This window comes from Caulobacter sp. GSs2, assembly GCF_058680895.1.
In genome coordinates this window covers 1,492,070-1,513,433 of record NZ_CM178725.1, presented here as the reverse complement: position 1 = coordinate 1,513,433, position 21,364 = coordinate 1,492,070, and the positions used below count along the sequence as shown (strand labels likewise).

General features: G+C 68.8%; 22 protein-coding genes. 14 read left to right on the top strand and 8 right to left on the bottom strand.

The genetic code is table 11. The annotated features are described in order from the left end of the window. The first annotated feature begins 2 nt into the window (after window positions 1-2). Genes ACW17Z_RS07355 through ACW17Z_RS07335 form a run of 5 tightly spaced genes read left to right on the top strand, consistent with a single transcriptional unit; the run spans window position 3 to window position 3,813 of the window. Window positions 3-980: a type II secretion system F family protein gene (locus tag ACW17Z_RS07355; RefSeq protein ID WP_419320134.1), complete on the top strand. Its 978-nt coding sequence runs from the start codon at window positions 3-5 to the stop codon at window positions 978-980. A gap of 12 nt (window positions 981-992) precedes the next feature. Then, window positions 993-1,976: a type II secretion system F family protein gene (locus ACW17Z_RS07350; protein WP_492058188.1), complete on the top strand. Its 984-nt coding sequence runs from the start codon at window positions 993-995 to the stop codon at window positions 1,974-1,976. 56 nt (window positions 1,977-2,032) lie between these two features. Further along, on the top strand, window positions 2,033-2,719 hold the full coding sequence (locus ACW17Z_RS07345; protein WP_492058187.1) for a DUF2306 domain-containing protein: 687 nt from the start codon (window positions 2,033-2,035) through the stop codon (window positions 2,717-2,719). Window positions 2,720-2,742: 23 nt separating this feature from the next. Then, window positions 2,743-3,552: a LytTR family DNA-binding domain-containing protein gene (locus ACW17Z_RS07340; protein ID WP_492058186.1), complete on the top strand. Its 810-nt coding sequence runs from the start codon at window positions 2,743-2,745 to the stop codon at window positions 3,550-3,552. 57 nt (window positions 3,553-3,609) lie between these two features. Beyond that, window positions 3,610-3,813, top strand: a complete 204-nt coding sequence (locus ACW17Z_RS07335) for a hypothetical protein (RefSeq protein ID WP_492058185.1) — start codon at window positions 3,610-3,612, stop codon at window positions 3,811-3,813. Between the two features lie 99 nt (window positions 3,814-3,912). On the opposite strand, the gene ACW17Z_RS07330 is transcribed toward ACW17Z_RS07335, so the two are convergent. Further along, on the bottom strand, window positions 3,913-4,731 hold the full coding sequence (locus tag ACW17Z_RS07330) for a tetratricopeptide repeat protein (protein ID WP_492058184.1): 819 nt from the start codon (window positions 4,729-4,731) through the stop codon (window positions 3,913-3,915). An 83-nt stretch (window positions 4,732-4,814) separates the two neighbouring features. Between ACW17Z_RS07330 and ACW17Z_RS07325 the strand changes: the two genes are divergently transcribed. Continuing rightward, window positions 4,815-6,227, top strand: a complete 1,413-nt coding sequence (locus tag ACW17Z_RS07325; RefSeq protein WP_492058183.1) for a leucyl aminopeptidase family protein — start codon at window positions 4,815-4,817, stop codon at window positions 6,225-6,227. Next, entirely contained in the window at window positions 6,224-7,060 is an 837-nt protein-coding gene (locus ACW17Z_RS07320; RefSeq protein WP_492058182.1) for a C40 family peptidase, read from the top strand. Before ACW17Z_RS07325 ends, ACW17Z_RS07320 begins: the two co-directional genes overlap by 4 nt. A gap of 191 nt (window positions 7,061-7,251) precedes the next feature. Here the strand turns inward: ACW17Z_RS07320 and ACW17Z_RS07315 are convergent, their stop codons facing one another. Further along, window positions 7,252-7,920: a c-type cytochrome gene (locus ACW17Z_RS07315; RefSeq protein WP_419320146.1), complete on the bottom strand. Its 669-nt coding sequence runs from the start codon at window positions 7,918-7,920 to the stop codon at window positions 7,252-7,254. Window positions 7,921-8,065: 145 nt separating this feature from the next. On the opposite strand from ACW17Z_RS07315, the gene ACW17Z_RS07310 reads away from it, so the two are divergent. The 3 genes from ACW17Z_RS07310 (at window position 8,066) to ACW17Z_RS07300 (ending at window position 10,268) form a co-directional block, all read left to right on the top strand. Next, entirely contained in the window at window positions 8,066-8,803 is a 738-nt protein-coding gene (locus ACW17Z_RS07310) for a 3-deoxy-manno-octulosonate cytidylyltransferase (protein WP_492058181.1), read from the top strand. Then, a complete protein-coding gene (locus tag ACW17Z_RS07305) occupies window positions 8,800-9,648 on the top strand; it encodes a prephenate dehydratase (RefSeq protein WP_492058180.1) in 849 nt (282 codons plus the stop codon). Before ACW17Z_RS07310 ends, ACW17Z_RS07305 begins: the two co-directional genes overlap by 4 nt. 203 nt (window positions 9,649-9,851) lie before the next feature. Further along, window positions 9,852-10,268 (top strand): MAPEG family protein, encoded by a 417-nt coding sequence (locus ACW17Z_RS07300; RefSeq protein WP_419320151.1) that lies wholly within the window; start codon window positions 9,852-9,854, stop codon window positions 10,266-10,268. Window positions 10,269-10,393: 125 nt separating this feature from the next. On the opposite strand, the gene nadC is transcribed toward ACW17Z_RS07300, so the two are convergent. The 5 genes from nadC to ACW17Z_RS07275 all read right to left on the bottom strand — a co-directional run bounded on the left by nadC (window position 10,394) and on the right by ACW17Z_RS07275 (window position 16,951). After that, window positions 10,394-11,242 (bottom strand): carboxylating nicotinate-nucleotide diphosphorylase, encoded by an 849-nt coding sequence (gene nadC / locus ACW17Z_RS07295; protein ID WP_492058179.1) that lies wholly within the window; start codon window positions 11,240-11,242, stop codon window positions 10,394-10,396. After that, on the bottom strand, window positions 11,239-11,835 hold the full coding sequence (locus ACW17Z_RS07290) for a Uma2 family endonuclease (RefSeq protein ID WP_419320154.1): 597 nt from the start codon (window positions 11,833-11,835) through the stop codon (window positions 11,239-11,241). Before ACW17Z_RS07290 ends, nadC begins: the two co-directional genes overlap by 4 nt. 29 nt (window positions 11,836-11,864) lie before the next feature. Further along, entirely contained in the window at window positions 11,865-13,379 is a 1,515-nt protein-coding gene (locus ACW17Z_RS07285) for an L-aspartate oxidase (RefSeq protein ID WP_492058178.1), read from the bottom strand. A 32-nt stretch (window positions 13,380-13,411) separates the two neighbouring features. Next, on the bottom strand, window positions 13,412-14,497 hold the full coding sequence (gene nadA / locus ACW17Z_RS07280) for a quinolinate synthase NadA (protein ID WP_492058177.1): 1,086 nt from the start codon (window positions 14,495-14,497) through the stop codon (window positions 13,412-13,414). A gap of 180 nt (window positions 14,498-14,677) precedes the next feature. After that, a complete protein-coding gene (locus tag ACW17Z_RS07275) occupies window positions 14,678-16,951 on the bottom strand; it encodes a hybrid sensor histidine kinase/response regulator (RefSeq protein ID WP_492058176.1) in 2,274 nt (757 codons plus the stop codon). Between the two features lie 187 nt (window positions 16,952-17,138). Between ACW17Z_RS07275 and ACW17Z_RS07270 the strand changes: the two genes are divergently transcribed. Further along, window positions 17,139-17,618 (top strand): Dps family protein, encoded by a 480-nt coding sequence (locus ACW17Z_RS07270; protein ID WP_419320158.1) that lies wholly within the window; start codon window positions 17,139-17,141, stop codon window positions 17,616-17,618. 7 nt (window positions 17,619-17,625) lie between these two features. Continuing rightward, on the top strand, window positions 17,626-18,858 hold the full coding sequence (locus tag ACW17Z_RS07265; protein WP_492058175.1) for a cell wall hydrolase: 1,233 nt from the start codon (window positions 17,626-17,628) through the stop codon (window positions 18,856-18,858). Between the two features lie 21 nt (window positions 18,859-18,879). Here the strand turns inward: ACW17Z_RS07265 and trxB are convergent, their stop codons facing one another. Beyond that, window positions 18,880-19,890, bottom strand: coding sequence for a thioredoxin-disulfide reductase (gene trxB, locus ACW17Z_RS07260; RefSeq protein ID WP_492058174.1), 1,011 nt, complete (start codon window positions 19,888-19,890; stop codon window positions 18,880-18,882). Window positions 19,891-19,948: 58 nt separating this feature from the next. Here trxB and ACW17Z_RS07255 point away from each other — a divergent pair, with 58 nt between their 5' ends. Further along, entirely contained in the window at window positions 19,949-20,248 is a 300-nt protein-coding gene (locus ACW17Z_RS07255; RefSeq protein ID WP_492058173.1) for a glycine zipper domain-containing protein, read from the top strand. Window positions 20,249-20,307: 59 nt separating this feature from the next. Beyond that, window positions 20,308-21,363 (top strand): pseudaminic acid synthase, encoded by a 1,056-nt coding sequence (gene pseI / locus ACW17Z_RS07250; RefSeq protein WP_419320164.1) that lies wholly within the window; start codon window positions 20,308-20,310, stop codon window positions 21,361-21,363. Window position 21,364 lies beyond the last annotated feature (1 nt).

The following is a 21,364-nucleotide window of genomic DNA, read 5'->3' as shown; positions in this document are numbered from 1 at the left end:
CCATGCTGTTCGTGATCGCCGGCGTCCTGGGCTTCATCACCATCACTGCGCTGGGCTTTGCCTTCGCCGGCGGCGACCAGAACGCGGCCCGCACGGCCAAGCGCGCCCAGGCGATCGTCGGCGGCGGCGCCCATGCCGCCGGGGCCCGCGCCAAGGCCGTGGCCAATACGCCCGACGCCCGCCGCAAACAGATCCTCAAGACCCTGAAAGAGCAGGACAGGCGACAGAAGAAGGCGTCGCTGAGCATCGCCGCTCGCCTGCGCGCCGCCGGCCTTGGCGAAAAGGTCCAGATGTTCTGGATCATCAGCGGGGGGCTGGGCTTCTGCGTCGGCCTGATCGTCCTCATCCTGGGCCAGCATCCGCTGCTGGCCCTCGGCGCGGCCTTCGCCGCCGGCCTGGGCCTGCCGCGCTGGGTGGTGGGCATGCTGGCCACGGCCCGCACCAAGAAGTTCACCGAGGCCTTCTCGGACGCCATCGACATCATCGTGCGCGGCATCAAGTCGGGTCTGCCGGTCCATGACTGCCTGAAGATCATCGGCAAGGAATGCCCCGAGCCCCTGGCCGGCGAGTTCCGCATGCTGACCGAGAACGTCGGCATGGGCATGCCGATGGATGTGGCCCTGGAGCGCATGTACGAGCGCATGCCGACTAACGAGCTGCGCTTCTTCGCCATCGTGCTGTCAATCCAGGCCAAGACCGGCGGCAACCTGGCCGAGGCGCTGGGCAACCTGTCGACCGTGCTGCGGGCCCGCAAGCTGATGGGCGAAAAGATCAAGGCGCTGTCGGCCGAAGCCGTGGCCTCGTCCTTCATCATCGGGGCTCTGCCGCCCGGCGTTGTGGTGCTGATCACCGTGACCTCACCGGCCTATATGCAGCCGCTGTTCACCGACCAGCGCGGCCATCTGATGCTGCTGGCGGGCGGCATCTGGATGAGCATCGGCATCTTCGTGATGCGCAAGATGATCAACTTCAAGTTCTAGGGGAGGGGGCTCATGAACATCGTCGCCGTCCTGACCGACCCCACCAACATCTTCACGGGGATCATCGCCCTGGTGGTGTTCGCCACCATGATCACCTTGGCCGCGCCGTTGATGCGCGACAAGGGTCTGGAAGGGCGCCTGAAGTCTGTGGCCAACCGCCGCGAGGAGCTGCGCCGCCGCTCGCGCGAGGCCATCGTCCAGAAAGGCGGCGGGGGCAGCACCCTGCGCCACACCGACGAAGGCCTGTACAAGAACATCGTCGACCGCCTGCAGCTGTCGCGCCTGCTGGAAGATCCCAAGGTGGTCGACAAGCTGGCCCAGGCCGGCTTTCGCGGACCACAGCCGGTCTCGACCTTCTATTTCTTCCGCTTCGTGATGCCGTTCGTCTTCGCGGTGGTGACGGCGTTCTACATCTATCTGATCAATGATTTTGGCCTGGTGGGCATGCAGAAGCTGTGCGCCTGCGTTGCGGCCCTGGCCATCGGCTACTACGCGCCCAACGTCTACATCACCAACATCGCCACCAAGCGCCGCGAGTCGATCGTGGCGGCCTTTCCCGACTCCCTGGACCTGCTGCTGATCTGCGTCGAAAGCGGCATGTCGATCGAGGCGGCGATCCAGAAGGTCGGCGCGGAAGTCGGCTCCAGCTCGATGGAGCTGGCCGAGGAACTGAGCCTGCTGACCGCCGAGCTGTCCTATCTGCCTGACCGGCGGTTGGCCTATGAGGGCCTGGCTCGCCGCACCAACCACCCCGGCATCCGCTCGGTCGCCACAGCCATGATCCAGGCCGAGCGCTACGGCACGCCGCTGGGCAGCGCCCTGCGGGTCATGGCCAAGGAAAACCGCGAACTGCGTCTCTCGGCCGCCGAAAAGAAAGCCGCCGCCCTGCCGGCCCAGCTGACCGTGCCGATGATCCTGTTCTTCCTGCCGGTGCTGTTCGTGGTGATCCTGGGTCCGGCGATCATCAAGATCCAGGACGTGATGGGCAAGGGTTAGGGCCCCGTCCCCAAGGGCCGCGCTTCGTCCCAGATCCCTCGCGGCAAGGCCAGCGAGTGGCCCATGCCGGCGGCATGATCTTCCAGCCCACTCTCGCCCTCCACATCGCCTGCGGCCTCGTCGCCGTCGTTGCCGGCGGCTTGCCCATCGTCACCCGCAAGGGCTCTGCGCTGCATCGCGTGTCCGGCTGGATCTTCACCGGCCTGATGGGGATGCTGCTGGTCTGCGCCTGGGTGATGACGGCGCTGCGCTTCAACGCCTATTTCGCGGCCCTGACGGCCACGGCGACCATCACCGTCTTCTCCGGCGTGCGAGTGCTGAAGCGCAAGCGGCCCGACCTGCGCCGCGCCGATCGCGCCAGGGCGCTCGACTGGTTCCTGACCCTGATCGTCGTGGCCGTGGGCCTGTGGGTGCTGGTGCTGATCCTGCGCGGTCAGACGGGCGGCAGGACGGCCGTCTCCGCCGCCCTGGTCTATGGCGCGCTGACCTATGGCGGCTGGGACCTGTGGCGCTTCGCCCGTCCCACCGCGTGGCCTTTCTTTCCAGACCTCTGGACCTACGAGCATCTCGTAAAGATGCTAAGCGCCTACGGGGCGGTGATGAGCGCCTTTTCGGGTAACTTCCTGACCTTCCTGCCGACCCCCTGGAGCCAGCTCTGGCCGACCCTCGTGTTCCAATCCCTGGCCGTGATCTGGATCCTGTCGCGGGCCCTGCGCCGCCGGCGGGACCTTTCGCCCGCCTGAAGCGCGGCTCCACGGCCGCCTGGGTGTGGGCCTTCGGCGCCTACAGCTATGTCGTCACCACCTTCAGCGCCGCCTGGTTCGCGCGGCGGTCCGCGCGGGCGGCCGGCGCGCCGATCAGCCTGGTCGAGTCGGTGTCGTGGCAGGGCGCCAGCTACGTCCTGTGGCTGCCCGTGGCCGGCCTGGTCTGGGCGATCCTGCGGCGCTTCGGGGCCGACGGGCGAGGCGTCGCGGTCCTGACCCTGGCGATGATCCCCGTCGTGGCCCTGGAATCGTTGGGCGCTGCCTGGGTGGACATGACGTTCCGGGCGTCGAGCGGCGGCCTGGCCGAAGGGCTGGCCCGGGCCCTGAGCCGCTCGCCCGTCTCGATCCTGCTCTACACCGCCCTGGCCGCCGCGGGGCTGGCCGCGGCCCATCGCCAGAGGGCCGTCGAGGCCCAGACCCGCGCCGATCATCTGGAGACGGCCCTGACCGATGCGCGGCGGGTCGCGGCGCGCCAGGCCGCCCCGGCCGAGCGCCTGATGGTCTCGACGGGATCGCGCCGGACGCCGGTCGACCTGTCCCGCGTGGAATGGTTCTCGGCCGCCGGCAACTATGTCGTCGTGCACTGGGAACAGCGCGAGGGCCTGATCCGCGAGACGCTGCAGAACCTGGAAGGACGGCTGGATCCGGCGATCTTCGCCCGCAGCCATCGCTCGACCCTGGTCAATCTGGCCCGCGTCCGCGAGACCCAGTCGCTGTCGGATGGCTCATGGCGACTGACGATGGAGAGCGGCGCCGAACTGGTGGCCAGCCGCACCTATCGCGACGACCTGCTGGCCCGTCTCGGAAGATAGACCGGCGCCCTTCTTGCGGCGCGGCGCCCAGTGGTTTGCCATTGTGGGACAGTCAGCATGAAGATCGGCGGCAAGCGGGCTCCCCGCGATCGAAGCCTCGCGCGTGACGAGGTCGGCGGATCAGCGGTCGAGACGGCTTTGATCTTCTCGCTGGCGGCGACCATGGCGGTGGTCGTCCGCGAGGGCGTATCCATGCCGCTGCTTCAACAGTTCGCCGACGCGGCCAAGGTCCTCGAGCGCGCGCTGAGCTCGGCCTACTAGAGTTTCCGTCCTGACTGCGTCAGTCCGGAACTCTAGATCTTTGGTTTGGCGCATTTTCTTCACGCGAACCGGGATCCACTTCGCTCGAAAATGCTTTGGCTAGCCGCCCGACTTCATCGCTTCCCATGAGCGTGACTGGGCCGTCGGGCTGGGCTGGCTGGTGGCGGCGCGCAGCCAGGCCAGGTTGTTGGCCACCGCTTCGGGCGGCAGGTCCTGGCGGGCCAGCTTTTCGGCTTCGGCGATGCGGCCCTGCAGGCCGATCACCAGGGCCAGGTTCTGGCGGATCTGGATGCTTGAGGCGGGCATGACCGCTGCGCGGCGCAGCAGGGCCTCGGCGCCGGTCATGTCGCCCTGGCTGGCCAGGTGCATGGCGTAGTTGGCGTTGGGCACGGCCTCGTTGGGGCCCAGGGCCACGGCCTGACGGTGGGCGGCGCTGGCCTCTTCGTCGCGCTGGGCCTGCTCATAGGCGACGCCCAGCAGTGACTGGGGACGCCAGTCCTTCGGCGCCAGGACAGCGGCGTGACGGGCGGGTTCGACGGCGTAGAAGCCCTGGCCGCGCGCGATATGGGCGCGGGCCGATTCCAGCAGGGCGTCCAGATTGTCGGGCTCGACCATCAGCACCTTGCCGGCGGCCTCGGCGGCGTCGTCATAGCGACCCATCGCCCGCAGGGCCTGGGCCAGGGCGACGCCCGCCTCGGCGTCGCGGCCGTCGGTCTCGAACTCGCCGCCCCAGAAGGCGGCGCGGGCCAGGGGATCGGCGCGGCGCATCTCGGCGCGCTGGGCCGGGCTTGCCTTGCGCGAGACGGCCTGCTCAGAGGCGGCGGGCGCGGTCTTGGCGGCGCCGGCGTGGGCCTGGGGGCCCAGCATCAGCAGAGCCGGAGCGAGAACGGTTGCGAGGAGCGCGCGCTTGCGACACATGGAAGACGAGTCTCCGAAGGGTTGCCGCATCCTCGCCGCGCGGCCTCAAGGAATCGTTAAGCATAATTTCCAAGGGCCGCGACATGTTGGACAGCTCCCCCATTCTGGCCACGGCCACTGAAGGCGGCCTCCCGGTCCACCCGCTGTTCGAGGCCGAGCTTGAGGCGTTCCTGGCGGCGCGCCGGCCGTCGGCCAGGGTCCTGGCCGCCCAGGCCCAGTTCAAGGCCAAGGCCGGTCAGGTGCTGGTCCTGTCCGGGCCCGGCGGTCAGGTCGAACGCGTGCTGATGGGGCTGGGGACCCGCGCCGCCGTTGATCCGGGCCTGTTCCGGTCTCTGGCCGCCAAGCTGCCGGCCGGGGACTATCGCCTGGCCCGCCTGCCGCGCGGCCTGGACGCCCAGGAGGCGACCCTGGCCTTCGCCCTGGGGCTCTATCGTTTCGATCGCTATCGCAAGCGGTCTGGTGAAGCCGGGCCGCGACTGGTCGCGCCCAAGGGCGTCGACATCGAGGCGGTCATCGCGATCAGCCACGCCTGCGCTCTCGCCAAGGACATGGTCAACACCCCGGCCAACGACATGGGCCCGCTGCAGATCGAGACCATCGCCCGCGAGATCGCCGCGCAGCACGGTGCGACCCTGTCGGTGATCGTCGGCGACGATCTGTTGGCCCAGAACTATCCCGCCGTTCACGCCGTGGGCCGCGCCGCCGCGCCGCATCGCGCCCCGCGCATTCTGGAAATGAGCTGGGGCGACCCTGCCCACCCGGTGCTCGCCCTGGTCGGCAAGGGCGTGGTGTTCGACAGCGGCGGCCTGGACATCAAGCCCTCGTCGGGCATGCGGCTGATGAAAAAGGACATGGGCGGCGCCGCCCACGCCCTGGCCCTGGCGCGGATGGTGATGTCGGCCAGGCTGCCGGTGCGGCTGGTGGTGCTGACCCCGGTGGTCGAGAACGCCATCAGCGGCGACGCCATGCGGCCCGGCGACGTGCTGCAGACCCGCGCCGGCCTCACCGTCGAGGTGGGCAATACCGACGCCGAAGGCCGGCTGATCCTGGCCGACGCCCTGGCCCGCGCCGCCGAGCACAAGCCCGCCCTGACCCTGGACCTGGCCACCCTGACCGGCGCGGCGCGCGTGGCCCTGGGGCCGTTCGTGATCCCGTTCTGGACGCCCGACGACCGGCTGGCGGGACAGATCGAGACGGCCTCGAAGGCCACGGCCGATCTGTTGTGGCGCATGCCGCTGACCGAGGCCTATGGCGAGTCGATCGAGAGCGAGATCGCCGACCTGCAGAACGACTCCGCCGCCTGGGCCCAGGCCGGGGCGACGACGGCGGCCCTGTTCCTGCAGCGGTTCGCGCCAACCGGTGAGGGCATCGGGCCTTGGGCCCATTTCGACCTCTATGCCTGGAACCCCAAGAGCCGGCCGGGCTATCCCGGCGGCGGCGAGGCCCAGGCGATCCGGGCGCTGTTTTCGATGCTCAAGACCCGGTTCCCGGCGTGAGCCCGCCTGACCGTCGCCTGACTCTGATCCGCGACGGCCTGGCCGATGTGCGGCTGGAGGGCGTGGTCTCCGCCGAGCGCTTCGCCGCCGCCCAGCCGATGCAGGCCAGCGCCCCGATCGCCTCGATCCGCAAGGCGCCGGCTCCCGACGCCGAGCAGGAAGACCAGCTGGCCTTTGGCGAGCGCTTCGACGTGCTGTTCGAGGTTGACGGCTTTGCCTTCGGCCAGGCCCGCCGCGACGGCTATGTGGGCTATGTCACCAGCGACGCCCTGTCGGCGCCCGTCCTGGCGCCCACCCATCGGGTGTCGGCGATCCGCACCTATGGCTTCAGCCAGCCCGACATCAAGTCGGCCATTGTCGGCCTCTACAGCCTCAATGCCCTGGTGACGGTCGAGGCGCGCGAGGGGCGCTTTGTCCGGGGCGCTCGCTCGGGCTGGTTCATCGAGGCGCATCTGACGCCGGTCGGCAGGGGCGAGAGTGACTATGTCGCCGTCGCCCAGCGGTTCCTGGGCGCGCCCTATCAGTGGGGCGGACGCGAGTCGCTGGGTCTGGACTGCTCGGCCCTGATCCAGCAGTCCCTGGCCGCCTGCAACCGCGCCTGCCCGCGCGACACCGACCTGCAGCGCGGCTTCTTCCCGGAAATCGACGCCTCGGAGCGTCGTCGCGGGGACCTGGTGTTCTGGAAGGGCCACGTGGCGATCCTGCTGGACCCCGACACCATCCTGCACGCCAACGCCCACCATATGGCCACGGCTATCGAGCCCCTGGCCCAGGCCATAGCCCGCATCGAGGCCGCCGGCGTCGGCGCGCCGCTGGGCTACCGCCGGCCCTGAGCGGTTTGATGCTTCCCCCTCTGGGGGAGCTGTCACGGAGTGACTGAGGGGGTCTTCACGGCCGACGTCGCGTTGCTCCCTCCGACCCTTCGGGCCACCTCCCCCGGGAGGGGAGGATCATCGGTCGGAAAACGAAAAAGGGCCGCGAAGCGAACTTCGCGGCCCCCGATCTTGTTTTGCCTAAACGCCCTTTACGGAGCGGCAGGCGCCGCAGCCGGAGCGGCGGGCGCGCCAGCGGCGGCTGCGCCGGCTTCCGGGGCCGTCGCCGGAGCGCCTTCGGCCGGAGCCGCCGGAGCAGCAGCCTCGGCCGGCTTGGGCGCCGGCACCGGCAGGGTCGAACCCAGGCTGTGCAGATAGGCGATGATCGCCACTCGGTCTTCCGGCTTCTTCAGGCCGACGAAGCTCATATTGGTGCCCGAGACGTACTTTCCGGGCGCCTTGAGGAACTCGTACATGTGGTCATAGTCCCACACCGGGTTCTTGGCGCCGAATTCCTTCATCGCGCCGGAATAGGCGTAGCCAGCGTGCGAACCGGGCTGGTGGCCCAGAATGCCCCACAGGCCAGGACCGATGCCATTGGCGCCGCCAGAATCCAGCTTGTGGCAGGCGCTGCACTTTGCGGCGACGGCCTGGCCGGCGGCGATATTGGCCGGCAGCAGCAGGGCGGTGCCCCAGTCGGGCGCGACCTCGACAGCGGCGGCCCCGCCGCCGCCGGTCGACTCTTCGACCGCGATTTCGTAACCGGCCTTTTCGAGGTCGTGCTTCTGGAACATGACGGTCGATGCTTCACGCAGACCGAAAATAACGAGGCCGGTCAGCAGCACGCCGCCAGCAATCTTGTTGAACGTCAGGTCGCTCATCTCAGCCTTGTCAGCCTCTTACCGGCCCGCCTGAGGCGGGGCCCAAACCCGCGGCGAGGAATCCCCCGCGCGCGCCTCTTGTTGCGCTCGCGTCTCTTACACGCTACCGCCCCTCGCGCAACCGGGCAGCAGCGATATTGACCTCATGAACCCTATCGTCCTGATCCCCGCCCGCATGGCGGCGACCCGCCTGCCGAACAAGCCGCTGGCCGATATCGGCGGGTTGCCGATGATTGTCCGCGTTCTGAACCAGGCGCTCAAGGCCAATATCGGCCCGGTGGCCGTGGCTGCGGGCGATATCGAGATCGTCGAGGCCGTGCGTGCGGCAGGTGGTCGCGCCGTGCTGACCGACCCGGATCTGCCCTCGGGCTCTGACCGGATCCTGGCGGCGCTGGCCGAGCTGGATCCGCATTTCGAGCACGATGTGGTGATCAATCTGCAGGGTGACATGCCGTTCGTCGACCCGTCGGTGCTGTCGGCCTGCGCCGGCCTGCTGGAAGATTTCGGCGATTGCGACATCGCCACCGTCGTCGCGGCCGAGGCCTCGCCCGCCGACCGGACCAATCCCGACGTGGTGAAAGCCGTGCTGGCCATGGAGGACGACGGCAAGAGTGGCCGGGCCCTCTATTTCACCCGCTCCACCCTCTATGGCGATGGGCCTGTCTGGCGTCACATCGGCATCTATGGCTATCGCCGCGAGGCGCTGGAGGCGTTCAATGCCGCTTCGCCCTCGCCGCTGGAAAAGCGCGAGAAGCTGGAGCAGCTGCGGGCCATGGAGCTGGGCATGACGATCCGCGCCGCCGTGGCGGCCGAGGCGCCCATCTCCGTCGACAACCCATCCGATCTCGAAGCCGCCCGTCTGCAGGCTGGGAAACAAGCATGAGCATCCTCAAGAAGATCGCCTTCCAGGGCGAACCCGGCGCCAACAGCCACGAGGCCTGCCGCACCTATTTTCCGGACTACGAGGCCTATCCCTGCGCCACCTTCCAGGAGGCGTTCGAGGCCATCAAGACCGGCGTCTGCGAGCTGGGCATGATCCCGATCGAGAACTCGATCGCCGGCCGCGTCGCCGACGTGCACCACCTGCTGCCGGCCTCGGGCCTGAAGATCATCGGCGAGCGCTTCAAGCCGATCCGCTTCCAGCTGATGGCCAACAGGGGCGTCAAGCTGGAGGACATCAAGGTTGTCGCCTCGATGCCGATCGCCCTGGCCCAGTGCCGCAACAGCCTGCGCAAGCTGGGCGTGGCCACCGAGGGCGCGGGCGACACCGCCGGCGCCGCCAAGGCCCTGGCCCTGAAGCCCGACCCGACCCGCGGCGCCGTCGCCCCGGCCCTGGCCGCCGAGATCTATGGCCTGGACATCCTGGCCAGCGACATCGAGGACGAGCGCCACAACACCACCCGCTTCCTGGTGATGACGGCCGAGACGACCCCGACCCCGCCGGCCTTCACCCATCGCTGTGTGACCAGCTTCGTGTTCAAGGTCAGGAACCTGCCGGCCGCGCTCTACAAGGCCATGGGCGGGTTCGCGACCAACGGCGTCAACATGACCAAGCTGGAAAGCTACATGGAAGACGGCGCCTTCACGGCCACCTTCTTCTACGCCGAGGTCGACGGCCGTCCGGAAGACCGGTCGTTGGCCCTGGCCTTCGACGAGCTGAAGTTCTTCTCGGACAAGTTCGAGATCCTGGGCGTCTATCCGGCCGATCCGTTCCGGGACCGGACGTAGCTTTTAGGTCCTCCCCCGTTGGGGGAGGTGGCCCAGCGGGCCGGAGGGGGCCAGCGCGGCGTTTGCCCAGCCGTCCCCCTCAGTCGGCTTTGCCGACAGCTCCCCCAGAGGGGGAGCATCTTTCCCACACGGCAAGCTTCGCAGTAACGCCGTTCTTCGCCTAAGCTCCCCGCACAAACAAAACGTCCGGGGAGGGACGCTCCATGAATACGATGATCGCGCCGGTTATGGCGCTGGTGGCCTGGTCGCTGGTGATCTGGCTTTGGATGTATATCCGCCGCATTCCGGCGATGGCCAAGGCGGGCGTCAAGCCGCAGGACGCGGCCTTTCCGGGCTCGCTGGACGTGCTGCCGGCCGGGGCTCGCCAGGCGGCCGACAACTACAACCACCTGATGGAACAGCCGACCATCTTTTATGCCGCCGCCCTGGCGATCGCGGTGGCTGGGCATGGTGACGATCTGGCGATGAAGCTGGCCTGGGCCTATGTGGGCCTGCGGGTGCTGCATAGCCTGGTTCAGGTGACAGTGAACGTCGTGAACCTGCGGTTCCTGCTGTTTGCGACCTCGACAATCACCCTGGCGGTGATGGTCGTGCGGGAGCTGCTGAAGATCTGGGGCTAGACTATCGATCCTCCCCCGCTGGGGGAGGTGGCCCAGAGGGCCGGAGGGGGCCAGCACGGCTTAGGCCGCATTAGCCCCCTCAGTCGCTCCGCGACAGCTCCCCCAGAGGGGGAGCATCTAAAGACTCAAACCGCGTCCAGCCCGATATCCAGCACCGGCGCCGAGTGGGTCAGGGCCCCGACGCTGATCACGTCGACGCCGGTCTCGGCGATGGCCCGCACGGTGGTCAGGTTGACCCCGCCGGAGGCCTCCAGCACGGCCCGTCCCTTGGCCAGGGCCACGGCCGTGCGCAGGTCGTCGAGGCTGAAATTGTCCAGCATCACCACGTCCGGGCCGTGCTTCAGCGCGTCTTCCAGCTGGTCCAGGCCGTCGACCTCGACCTCGACCTTGACCAGATGCCCGGCGAAGGCCCGCGCCCGGCGGACGGCTTCGCCGACCCCGCCGCAAGCCGCGACGTGGTTGTCCTTGATCAGGATGGCGTCATCCAGGCCAAAGCGGTGATTGATCCCGCCGCCGCAGCGCACGGCGTATTTCTCAAGCGCCCGCAGGCCCGGCGTGGTCTTGCGGGTGTCGACGATGATCGCGCCCGTGCCCTCGATCAGGCGCACATAGGCCCGGGTCAGGGTGGCGATGCCCGACAGCCGGCCCAGCAGGTTCAGCCCGGTCCGCTCGGCCGCCAGCACGGCGCGGGCATTGCCCTCGGCACGGGCCAACACCGTGCCCGGCGCGCCGTCGGCGCCGTCGGGGGTGACGATCTCGAAGCTCGCCGACGGGTCCATCGCCGCCAGGGCCAGGCGCGCGCAGGACAGGCCCGCGACGCGGCCGTCCTGGCGGGCGGCGAACGCCACCGACAGCCGGGCGTCGGCGTCGATACAGGCCTGAGCGGTGATGTCGCCGGCCCTGCCGAGATCCTCGGCTAGGGCGAGTTCGATGATCGGGCGAACAAGGAGGTCGGGGAGGGGGGAAAGCGTCAAAACAACTCCGACAGCGGAATACTGATCTGCGGGGCGAACAGCGGCGAGACGGTCGCGTCGCCTTCGAGGATAGTGGTCGAGGCCCAGGTCCCGTCAGGACGCGGCTCGCGCAGAACGCTGACCTTTCGGCTCTCGGGTTCGACAAGCCACAGTTCCTGAACGCCTGCTCGGGCGTAGAGAGGCGCCTTGATGTTCAGGTCGCCGTCGCGCGTCGAGATCGAGACCTCGACCACGAGCGCGGCGTCGGCCGTCTCACAATACTTTCGCCCGTCCAATGGGCGCGCGACGAGGACGTCGGGCTCTGGCGCACTGTGTTCGCCAATCTTCAGCGTGACGTGGACGAGGACGCGGTACACGTCCCGACCGAGGCCGCTCGCCGTCAATCGGTTCGTGAGCGATACGGCCGCGTTCGTGGAGACGTCGCCGTGGTCGGCTGAGATCGGCGCCATCTGCAGAATCTTCCCTTCGATCAGTTCCACATGACCGGAGGCAAGTCGCAGGACGCCAGCCTGGTCCATGCGCTCGAACGTGTCGAAGTCGAACAGGAACTCGCTTCCGCCACGCTCGGCGAAGCTGGGCTCGGATGTCGTCATGATCGCATCTCCGTTCCCGAAACGTACCCCTACTCCGCCGCGTATCGCAAGCCGGGCTCGCGTCCGTCGAGGGTGACGAAAGTCCGGATGCCGGCAGGGTCGGTGGCGGGGAAGTCGGCGCGGCTATGGCCGCCGCGGCTTTCGTGGCGGCCCAGGGCTGAGGTCACGATGAGCCGTGCGGCGGCCAGGATCGGACCCCGGCCATAGGCGGCTTCCAGAGCCTCGATCACGCCGAGCAGCCGGGTCAGGCCCTCAGCGTCGCGGATCACGCCGGCGTCGCGGCTCATGGCCTTGCGCAGGGTCTGCAGGACATCGGCGGGCAGGTCGGGCGTCGGGACCAGCGAGACGGGCTGGCCGGCGGCAGGATGCGCCTTCGCCGCCGCGCGACCGGCGCGGGCCCCGAACACGGCGGCTTCCAGCAGGCTGTTGGAGGCCAGGCGATTGGCGCCGTGCACGCCGGTGGCGGCGCACTCGCCGGCGGCGTAGAGGCCGGGCAGGGAGGTCTGACCGTCCAGATCGGTGGCGACGCCACCCATGTGGTAGTGCACGGCCGGAACCACCGGGATCATGGCGCGGCGCGGATCGACGCCGCCGCTCATGCAGGCTTCGAACACGGCCGGGAATTCCTTGGGGAAGTGGCCGCCGACCACGACCGTGGCGTCGAGGAAGGCGCCTCGGCCGGCCTCCCGCTCGGCGTGGATGGCGCGGGCCACCACGTCACGCGGGGCCAGTTCCCGGGCCGGGTGATAGTCGGCCATGAAGGCGCGGGCGTCTGCATTGCGCAGGATCGCGCCCTCGCCGCGCAGGGCCTCGGTGGCGAGGGGCGCGGGGTCGCGGCCAATGTCGATGGCGGTGGGGTGGAACTGAACAAACTCGGCATCGGCGATCACCGCGCCGGCGAGCGCCGCCAGGCCCAGGCCTTCGCCGCGCACTTCGGCGGGCGTGGTGGTGACCGCATAGAGGCCGCCGACGCCGCCGGTCGCCAGGATCACCGAGGGGCTCAGAATCTCGACCAGCTTGCCATCGATCTCGGCGAGCACACCCACGACGCGCCCGGTCGCGTCCTGCAGCAGCCGGCGGGCGCGGGCCTTCTCGCGCACCTCGATGGCGGGCGCGGCGCGGACGGCGGTGATGACGGCGGCCATGATCGCGGCCCCGGCCCCGTCACCGCCCACGCGGGCGACGCGGGCTTTGGAGTGCGCCGCTTCCAGGCTGAGCGTGAAGTCGCCGTCCTTCGTATCGAACGGCGCGCCCAGCGCGGCCAGGGCGCGGACGGCGTCCGGTCCTTCGCGGGTCAGCAGTTCGACGGCCTCGAGGTCGCACAGGCCGGCGCCGGCGGCGGCCGTGTCGGCCGCGTGCAGGGCCGGGGTGTCGTCCGCCGACAGGGCCGCGGCCATGCCGCCCTGCGCCCAGGCGCTGGAGCAGCCTGTCGCCAGCGGCGTCGGCGACAGCACCATCGCTCGCTTCGCTGCGAGGGCGGCGGTCAGGCCCGCGAGGCCGGCCCCGAGGATCACGGGACCGTCGAAGATCACACGGTCGGTCATCTCAAACTCCACAACCCGTCCGTTCAAACGGACTAGATCAGCTCCACGTCCACGTGATGGCGAGCCTTCACGAGGTCGTAGCGGGCGGGGATCAGCGGCGGGGGCAGGTCGATCATCCGCTGCACGGCCAGGCGCGCGGCCGAGGCGATGGCGGGATCCACCGTCACCTCGTAGCGGTCGAACACCAGGGCGTCGTAGATGTTCTGCAGGGTGATCCGCTTCATGTGCGGGCACAGGTTGCAGGGCTTGATGAAGTCGGTGTCCGGCGCGTCGGCCTCGACATTGCCGGCCATCGAGCACTCGGTGATCAGGATCACCTGCTTGGGTTTGCGCTGGATCACATAGTCGTTCATCGCGGCGGTCGAGCCGGCAAAGTCGGACTCTTCCAGGATCTCGGCCGGGCACTCGGGGTGGGCCAGGATTTCGGCGCCGGGATAGCTTTCGCGCAGGTCCAGGATGTCCTGGCGGGTAAAGCGCTCATGCACCTCGCAGCGGCCCTGCCAGGCGATGATCTTGACGTCGGTCTGGCGGGCCACGTTGCGGGCCAGGAACTCGTCGGGGATCAGGATGACCTTGTCGGTCCCCCACTCGCGCGCCGCCCACTCCACCACCTGCACCGCGTTGGCGCTGGTGCAGCAGATGTCGGTCTCGGCCTTCACGTCGGCGGTGGTGTTGACATAGGTGACCACCGGGACGCCCGGATAGCGGGCCTTGATCATCCGCACATCGGCGCCGGTGATCGAGGAGGCGAGGCTACAGCCGGCCAGCGGGTCGGGGATCAGCACACGCTTGTCCGGCGCCAGCACCTTGCTGGTCTCGGCCATGAAGTGCACGCCGGCCTGGACGATGATCGCCGCGTCGCACTTGGCGGCCTCGCGGGCCAGGGCCAGGCTGTCGCCGACGAAATCGCCCACGCCGTGGAAGATCTCGGTGGTCATGTAGTTGTGGGCCAGGATGACCGCGTTCTTCTCGCGCTTCAGCCGGTTGATCTCGGCGATCAGGGGCGCATGCAGCCGCCACTCCATCGGAGTGACGTGGTTCTTCACCTTGTCCCAGATCTTCGAGGTCTGGACCTCGACGTCAGGGGTAAAGTCCAGCGCGGCAAAACCGTCGGCCATCAGATTCTCCGTTATGCTCAAACTGAGCATTTCCAGGGTCTCAAAAAACGCCGGAGCAGGGTGAACCGTTCCGACGCTCGGCTTATGCTGAAATTGAGCATAAGTGACGAAACGACATATAGACCTTTGTGATGGGAATGCAAAGGGGCGTGTTGCTGGGGCGTCCCGGCCCCTAACGTCTCAACCCGCCCGCGCCTCGGTCAGCACCCTGGCCAGGCTGTCCAGCGAGAACGGCTTGCTCAGGAACGGCCAGGCGCCGGCCTGGGCGCGGCCCTGTTCGCCGCCGGTATAGCCAGAGCAAAGCACCACCGGCAGGCCGGGGCGAGCCGTCGCCAGGCGCTCGGCCAGATCCACGCCGCTGCGGCCGCCGGGCATGATCACGTCGCTGAGCACCAGATCGATGGCGGCGTCTTGCTCAAGGCGCTCCAGCGCTTCGTCCACGCCGCCGGCGCGGATCACCGTATGGCCCAGTTCCTGGAGCATGGCGTCGACCAGTTCGGCCACCTCGGAGTCATCCTCGACCAGCAGCACGCGCGACGGGACCTGTCCGGCCACAGGGTCGATGACGGTTCCGCCGACGGTCAGGTCGGCCGCCTCGGCGATGGGCAGCAGCATGGCCACGGTCGTGCCCTGTCCTGGCCGGGTCTCGATATCCACCGAGCCGCCGCTCTGGCGGGCGAAGCCATAGACCTGCGACAGGCCCAGGCCCGTACCTTCGCCGGGCGGCTTGGTGGTGAAGAAGGGTTCGATGGCCCGGGCTGCGGTCGCGGCGTCCATGCCGGAGCCGGTGTCGCGCACCGCGACGCGCAGATACTGGCCCGGGCCAACGTCGCCGACCGCCTGGGTCAGGGTGACGGGCCGCGTCTCTATGGTCACCTCGCCGCCGGCCGGGGTCGCGTCGCGGGCGTTGACCACCAGGTTCAGCAGCGCCGCCTCGAACTGGCCGGAATCGACCAGGGCGTTGCGCACGCCGCCGCCCAGCCGCAGGTGGAAGCCGTAGGCGTCGCCCAGGGCGCGGCGCAGAAGGCCCTCGCTCTCGGCGATCAGGCGGTCGATCGGGCAGGCCTCGGGGCGCAGCGGCTGGCGGCGGGCGAAAGCCAGCAGGTGCTGGGTCAGCTTCTCGCCGCGCTTGGCGGCGGCCATGGCGGCGGCGATCATCCGCTGGCGCCGGGCCAGGTCGTCCGGATTGCGGTCCACCACGTCCAGCGCGCCGATGATCACGGTCAGCAGGTTGTTGAAGTCATGGGCCACCCCGCCGGTCAGCTGGCCGATGGCCTCCAGCTTTTGCGACTGGAACAGCGCGGCCTGGGCGGCGTCGCGCTCGGCCACGGCGGCCTGCACCCTCTCGGCCAGCAGTTCGTTAACCCCCGCCAGGTCCGCCTCGGCCTGCTTGGCGTCAGTGATGTCGAAGGCGATGCCGATGAAGCCGTCGAAGCCGCCGCCCGGGTTGAGCCGTGGCTGGGAGAACGACTTGAGCCAGCGCATCTGGCCATCGGCGCGGCGATAGCGACCTTCGAGCGAGAACGGCTTGCGTGAGCCCTCGCCGGCGATCTGGCCCTTGAGGATGCTGGGCAGGTCGCGCGGATCCAGTCGGGTGCGCCAGTCCAGGTGGAGGGCCGTCTCGTAGTCGATTCCGGCGAAGTCCGAATAGGCCTTGTTGACGAACTCGCGCTGGCCGTCGACCCGCGACATCCACATCAGGGCCGGCGCGCTGTCGGCGAGGCTACGGAACCGCGCTTCGCTCTCGCGCAGGCGTTCATCGTCGCGGCGGCGGCTGGTGACATCGAAGTTCAGGCCCAGCATCTGGACCGAGCGGCCTGCCGCGTTTTGCAGCACCTCGCCGCGGGCATGAATCCAGCGCTCGCCCTGGCTCAGATCCGCCAGACGAAACTCGACCTCACACGGGCCGCCCTGGCGCACCGAGGCGCGGATACTGTCGCGGACCATCTGGCGATCGTCGGGATGGAACGCCGCGTTCATGCGCGGCCAGTCTATCGGCTCATCCAGCGGCAGGCCCAGGTTTCGCCGCGCACTGGCCGAAAGGTGCAGGCTATCGGTCACGATATCCCATTCCCAGGGCCCGACGCTGGCGGCGGTCTGGACGAGTTCCAGCCGAACCTGCGCGTCTTGCCGCTCGCGGCGCGCCTGGGCCAGGCTGAGCATGGCTCCGCGCAGCGCCTCGGCGACGACCAGGGTGATCGCGGCCGAGATCAGGAAGATCACCATGCTGGCGATCTCGTCCTCCGACAGGGTTTCGCCGTAGCGGCCTCCCCACAGCCACCAGCCAAAGGCCGCGCCGCTGATGATGGGCGCCAGGCCCCACCGCCAGCCGGCATAGAGGGCGACCAGCACGATGGCCGGGAAGAAGGGCTGGGTCGCCCCGAGTCCGCCACTCAGGCCCAGAAGCGCAATCCGCATCAGGACGGCCGCCGAGACCGCGATCAGCGCCGCCACGGCGCAATGCCAGGCGGGCGGTGGAACGGGAGGGATCAGCCACGCGCTAATGAGACCGTGAAGCCGTTCACGGTCTCTGACGATCGGTGATGATGCGGGGTGACCCACCTTTGTCGCTCTCCGCCCAAACAGGGCTTGCCAAGACCATGGACGAGCTTACCTAGGACACGCAACACGGGAGATCACGATGGCTGTCGCGCCCAATACCGGACTGTCTGCAGAGCAACGCTCCGAGATCGCCGCCGGACTGAACAGGGTGCTGGCTGACAGCTATGCGCTCTATCTCAAGACGCACGGCTATCACTGGAACGTCCGGGGCCCCAACTTCCAGTCCCTGCACGTATTGCTGGAAGGTCAGTATACCGAGGAATGGACGGCGCTGGACGCCATCGCCGAGCGTATTCGCGCTCTGGGCGAGCTGGCGCCGCAGGGCTATGCCGCCTTCGGCAACCTTTCCAGCATCAAGGACGGCGATCCCCAACAGGATTGGGAAGGCATGTTCGCCGAGCTGAAAAAGGACAACGAGACGGTGATCGCCACCCTGCGCGCCGCTTTCCCGGCGGCGGATGAGGCCGGTGACGAAGCCACCGCCGACCTACTGACCCAGCGCCTGCAGGCTCACGAGAAACACGCCTGGATGATCCGCGCGACCCTGGGCGGCAAATAGCCGCCTCGTGCTCGCGCCGGTTTCCAAGCGTCTAGTCAGGGCCGCCCTGGGGCTTTTGCTGCTGGGCGGCCTTTCCGCGTGCGCCACCTATTACGTGCCGCGCGGCTATGGTCGCGAAGCCGGCGTGGCGCGGATCACACGCGGTTTTTCCGACGCGGCCCTGGCGCGCTATGTGGCCAATATGGATCCGGCCATGCTGACCCTGGCGCGTCGGCATGATCCGCGACCGCACACCAACTACTGGGGTCGGGTCGAGGGCTGGGAGCGGCTGGATCTGGCCTCAATCCCGCGCTTTTCAGACGTCACGCCCGACTTCGACACCGCCCGCTTGATCAATTCCCTGCGTCTGGCCGCGCCGCTCGAGATCGAGGCGGCCCGACCCTTCGTGCTGAAGGCGTCGGGGGAGGACCGCACCAAGGCGCTCCGCTGCCTGGCCCAGGCTGTCTATTTCGAGTCCGCCTTCGAGCCCCTGGCCGGCCAGGAAGCCGTGGCCCAGACGGTGCTGAACCGCATGCGCCACCCCGGCTATCCCAAGACCGTGTGCGGCGTGATCTATGAAGGCGCGGCCCGCGCCACGGGCTGCCAGTTCAGCTTCACCTGCGATGGCTCCCTGGCGCGTGAGCCCAATCCGGTGCTGTGGGCGACGGCAGAGTCGGTGGCCCGCCGCGCCCTGAACGGCTTTGTGATGAAGGATGTCGGCGTCGCCACCCACTATCACGCCAGCTATGTCGCGCCCTATTGGGCCCCGACCTTGGTCAAGCTGCGCCAGGTGGGCCAGCACATCTTCTACCGCTGGACCGGACCTTCAGGCACGCTGGCGGCGTTCCGCGGCAAGTATCGCGGCGGCGAGGACGTCACCGCCGACATCCTGCTGGCCGGCGACGACCGCACCCTGGAAGCCGCGCCCGCCGAGGCCCTGGCCGCCGGGTCGGTGGTCAATGCCCAGGTCCTGGCTCAGGCCCAGGCGGCGGGTCTCGTGCCCACCACCCTGGCCCCGGGGGCCCATCTGGTCATGACCCCTGACGCCAGCGCCCCCGGTGGCGAGCGCCTGCGCCTGGAAGGCACGGTCGCCGGTCGCCGCATCCCGACGCCCGAAGAGATCGCCGAGATCAACCGCGCGCTGGACAGATTGCCCGAGGTGGCGGCCGAGAAGCCGGCGGTGGTCGAGGCCCCCAAACCCCCGCCGCCGCCGCCCAAGCCGAAACCGCGGCCGCCGAGTTTGTTCAATCCGTTGAACTAGGCGGCGGGCGCTGCAATAGCCCTACCAGACGCCGATCTTCTCGGCCTCGGCGTGGCTGATGGGGTGATGGTCGCGGACGTGGTCTTCCTCGGCCAGGAAGCGCACGGCCTCCAGGGCGGCCATGCAGCCCATGCCGGCCGCTGTGACGGCCTGGCGATAGATGTCGTCGGTGACGTCGCCCGCCGCATAGACGCCGGGTACAGCGGTCGAGGTCGTGCCGGGCTTGACGGTCAGATAGCCGTTGGCGTGGGTTTCCAGCTGACCCTTGAACAGCTCTGACGACGGGGCGTGGCCGATGGCGATGAACACGCCGTCGCATTTCAGCTCGCTCAGGTCGCCGGTGACCACGTTCTTCAGGCGCACGCCGGTCACGCCCATCGGATTGGTGTCGCCGACGATCTCGTCGATGGCGCTGTTCCAGGCGATTTCGATCTTGGGGTGGGCCAGCAGGCGCTCCTGCAGGATCTTCTCGGCCCGCAGTTCTTCCTTGCGGTGCACGAGCGTGACCTTGCTGGCGAAGCTGGTCAGGAACAGGGCCTCCTCGACGGCCGTATTGCCGCCGCCGACCACCACGACCTCCTTGTTGCGGTAGAAGAAGCCGTCGCAGGTGGCGCAGGCGCTGACGCCAAAGCCCTGGAACCGGCTCTCGCTCTCCAGGCCCAGCCATTTGGCCTGGGCGCCGGTGGCGATGATCACCGTCTCGGCCAGCCAGTCCTGGCCGCTGTCGGTGGTGATGTGGAAAGGCCGCTTGGACAGGTCGGCGGTCAGCACGATGTCGTTGACGAACTCGGTGCCCACGTGCTCGGCCTGGGCCTTCATCTGGTCCATCAGCCACGGGCCCTGGATCACATCAGCGAAGCCCGGATAGTTCTCGACATCGGTGGTGATGGTCAGCTGGCCGCCGGGCTGGATGCCAGAGATCAGCACAGGCTTGAGCAGCGCGCGCGCGGCATAGATGGCGGCGGTGTAGCCGGCGGGACCTGAACCAATGATCAGGCAGCGGGTGTGGCGGGGGGCGGTTGAGGTCGACATGGGCGCAGATATAGTGTCGATTCCAGCTCAACGCGATGGCCGCGTAACAGGGGAAATCGTGAAAGCGGGTTTGCCGATCGGTATTGGCGTGGGGATCGCCATCGGGGTGGCGCTGGGTCTGGCGCTCGACAATCTGGCCCTGGGCCTCAGCCTCGGGGTCGCCATCGGCGCCGGCTCAGGCGTGGCGATGATGGCGTCCGGCCAGGCCAGGGAAAAGGACAGGAAGACGGGTGACGGCGGCGATGGCGGCGGGGTCCACATCGGCTCCTCATCGAAAGGGTCGAAGTCAGACGACGCCGACGGCTCCAGCGATGGGGACGGCGGCGGAGATGGCGGAGGCGGAGGCGGCGGCGATTGACGCCTCGTCCACCTTTCCCGGGTTAAACTGCCGGAAACCATGTTGCTCCGGACCGCGCCATGACCGATGCCCCCTCTATCGAAATCGCCGGCCGCAAGATCGGCGCGGACTTCGCGCCCTATGTGATCTGTGAGTTGTCGGGCAACCACAACGGCAGCCTCGAGCGCTGCCTGACCATGGTGGACGCCGCCGCCGCCACCGGCTGCGACGCGATCAAGATCCAGACCTACACCGCCGACACCATCACGCTGGATGTCGACCGCCCCGAGTTCAAGATCCACGGCGGGCTGTGGGACGGGCGCACCCTGTACGAACTCTACGAAGAGGCCCACACGCCGTTCGAATGGCACGCGGCGATCTTTGAGCGTGCCCGGCAGCGCGGCGTGACCATCTTCTCCAGCCCGTTCGACGACACGGCGGTCGATCTGCTCGACAGCCTGGGCGCGCCGGCCTTCAAGATCGCCTCGTTCGAGGCCGTCGACATTCCGCTGATCAAATACGCCGCCAGCAAGGGCAAGCCGCTGATCATCTCGACCGGTATGGCCAACCTGCGGGAGATGCAGACCGCGCTCGACACTGCCCTGGGGGCCGGAGCCGATGGCGTGCTGCTGCTGCACTGCGTCTCCAGCTATCCGGCCACCTTCGCCGACGCCAATGTGCGGACGGTCGCCGACATGGCCGCTCGTTTCGGCTGCCCGGTCGGCCTGTCGGACCACACGCCGGGCACGGCGGCCTCGGTGGCGGCGGTCGCAGTCGGCGCCTGTGCGGTAGAAAAGCACTTCACCCTGGCCCGCGCCGACGGCGGCCCTGACGCGGCCTTCAGCCTGGAGCCCTCTGAGTTCAAGGCCCTGGTCGACGATACCAAGAACGCCTGGGCCTCGCTGGGCCGCGCCCACTACGACACGCTGGGCTCGGAGGCGACGTCCTTGCTCTTCCGCCGCTCGCTCTATGTCACCGCTGATGTGAAGGCCGGCGAGCCGCTGACCAAGGCCAATGTCCGTTCGGTCCGCCCCGGCAACGGCCTGCCGCCGGCCGACCTCGACAAGGTGCTGGCCGGCAAGGCGTCGCGCGACCTGACCCGCGGCGAGCCGCTGGACTGGTCGATGGTGGGTTAGG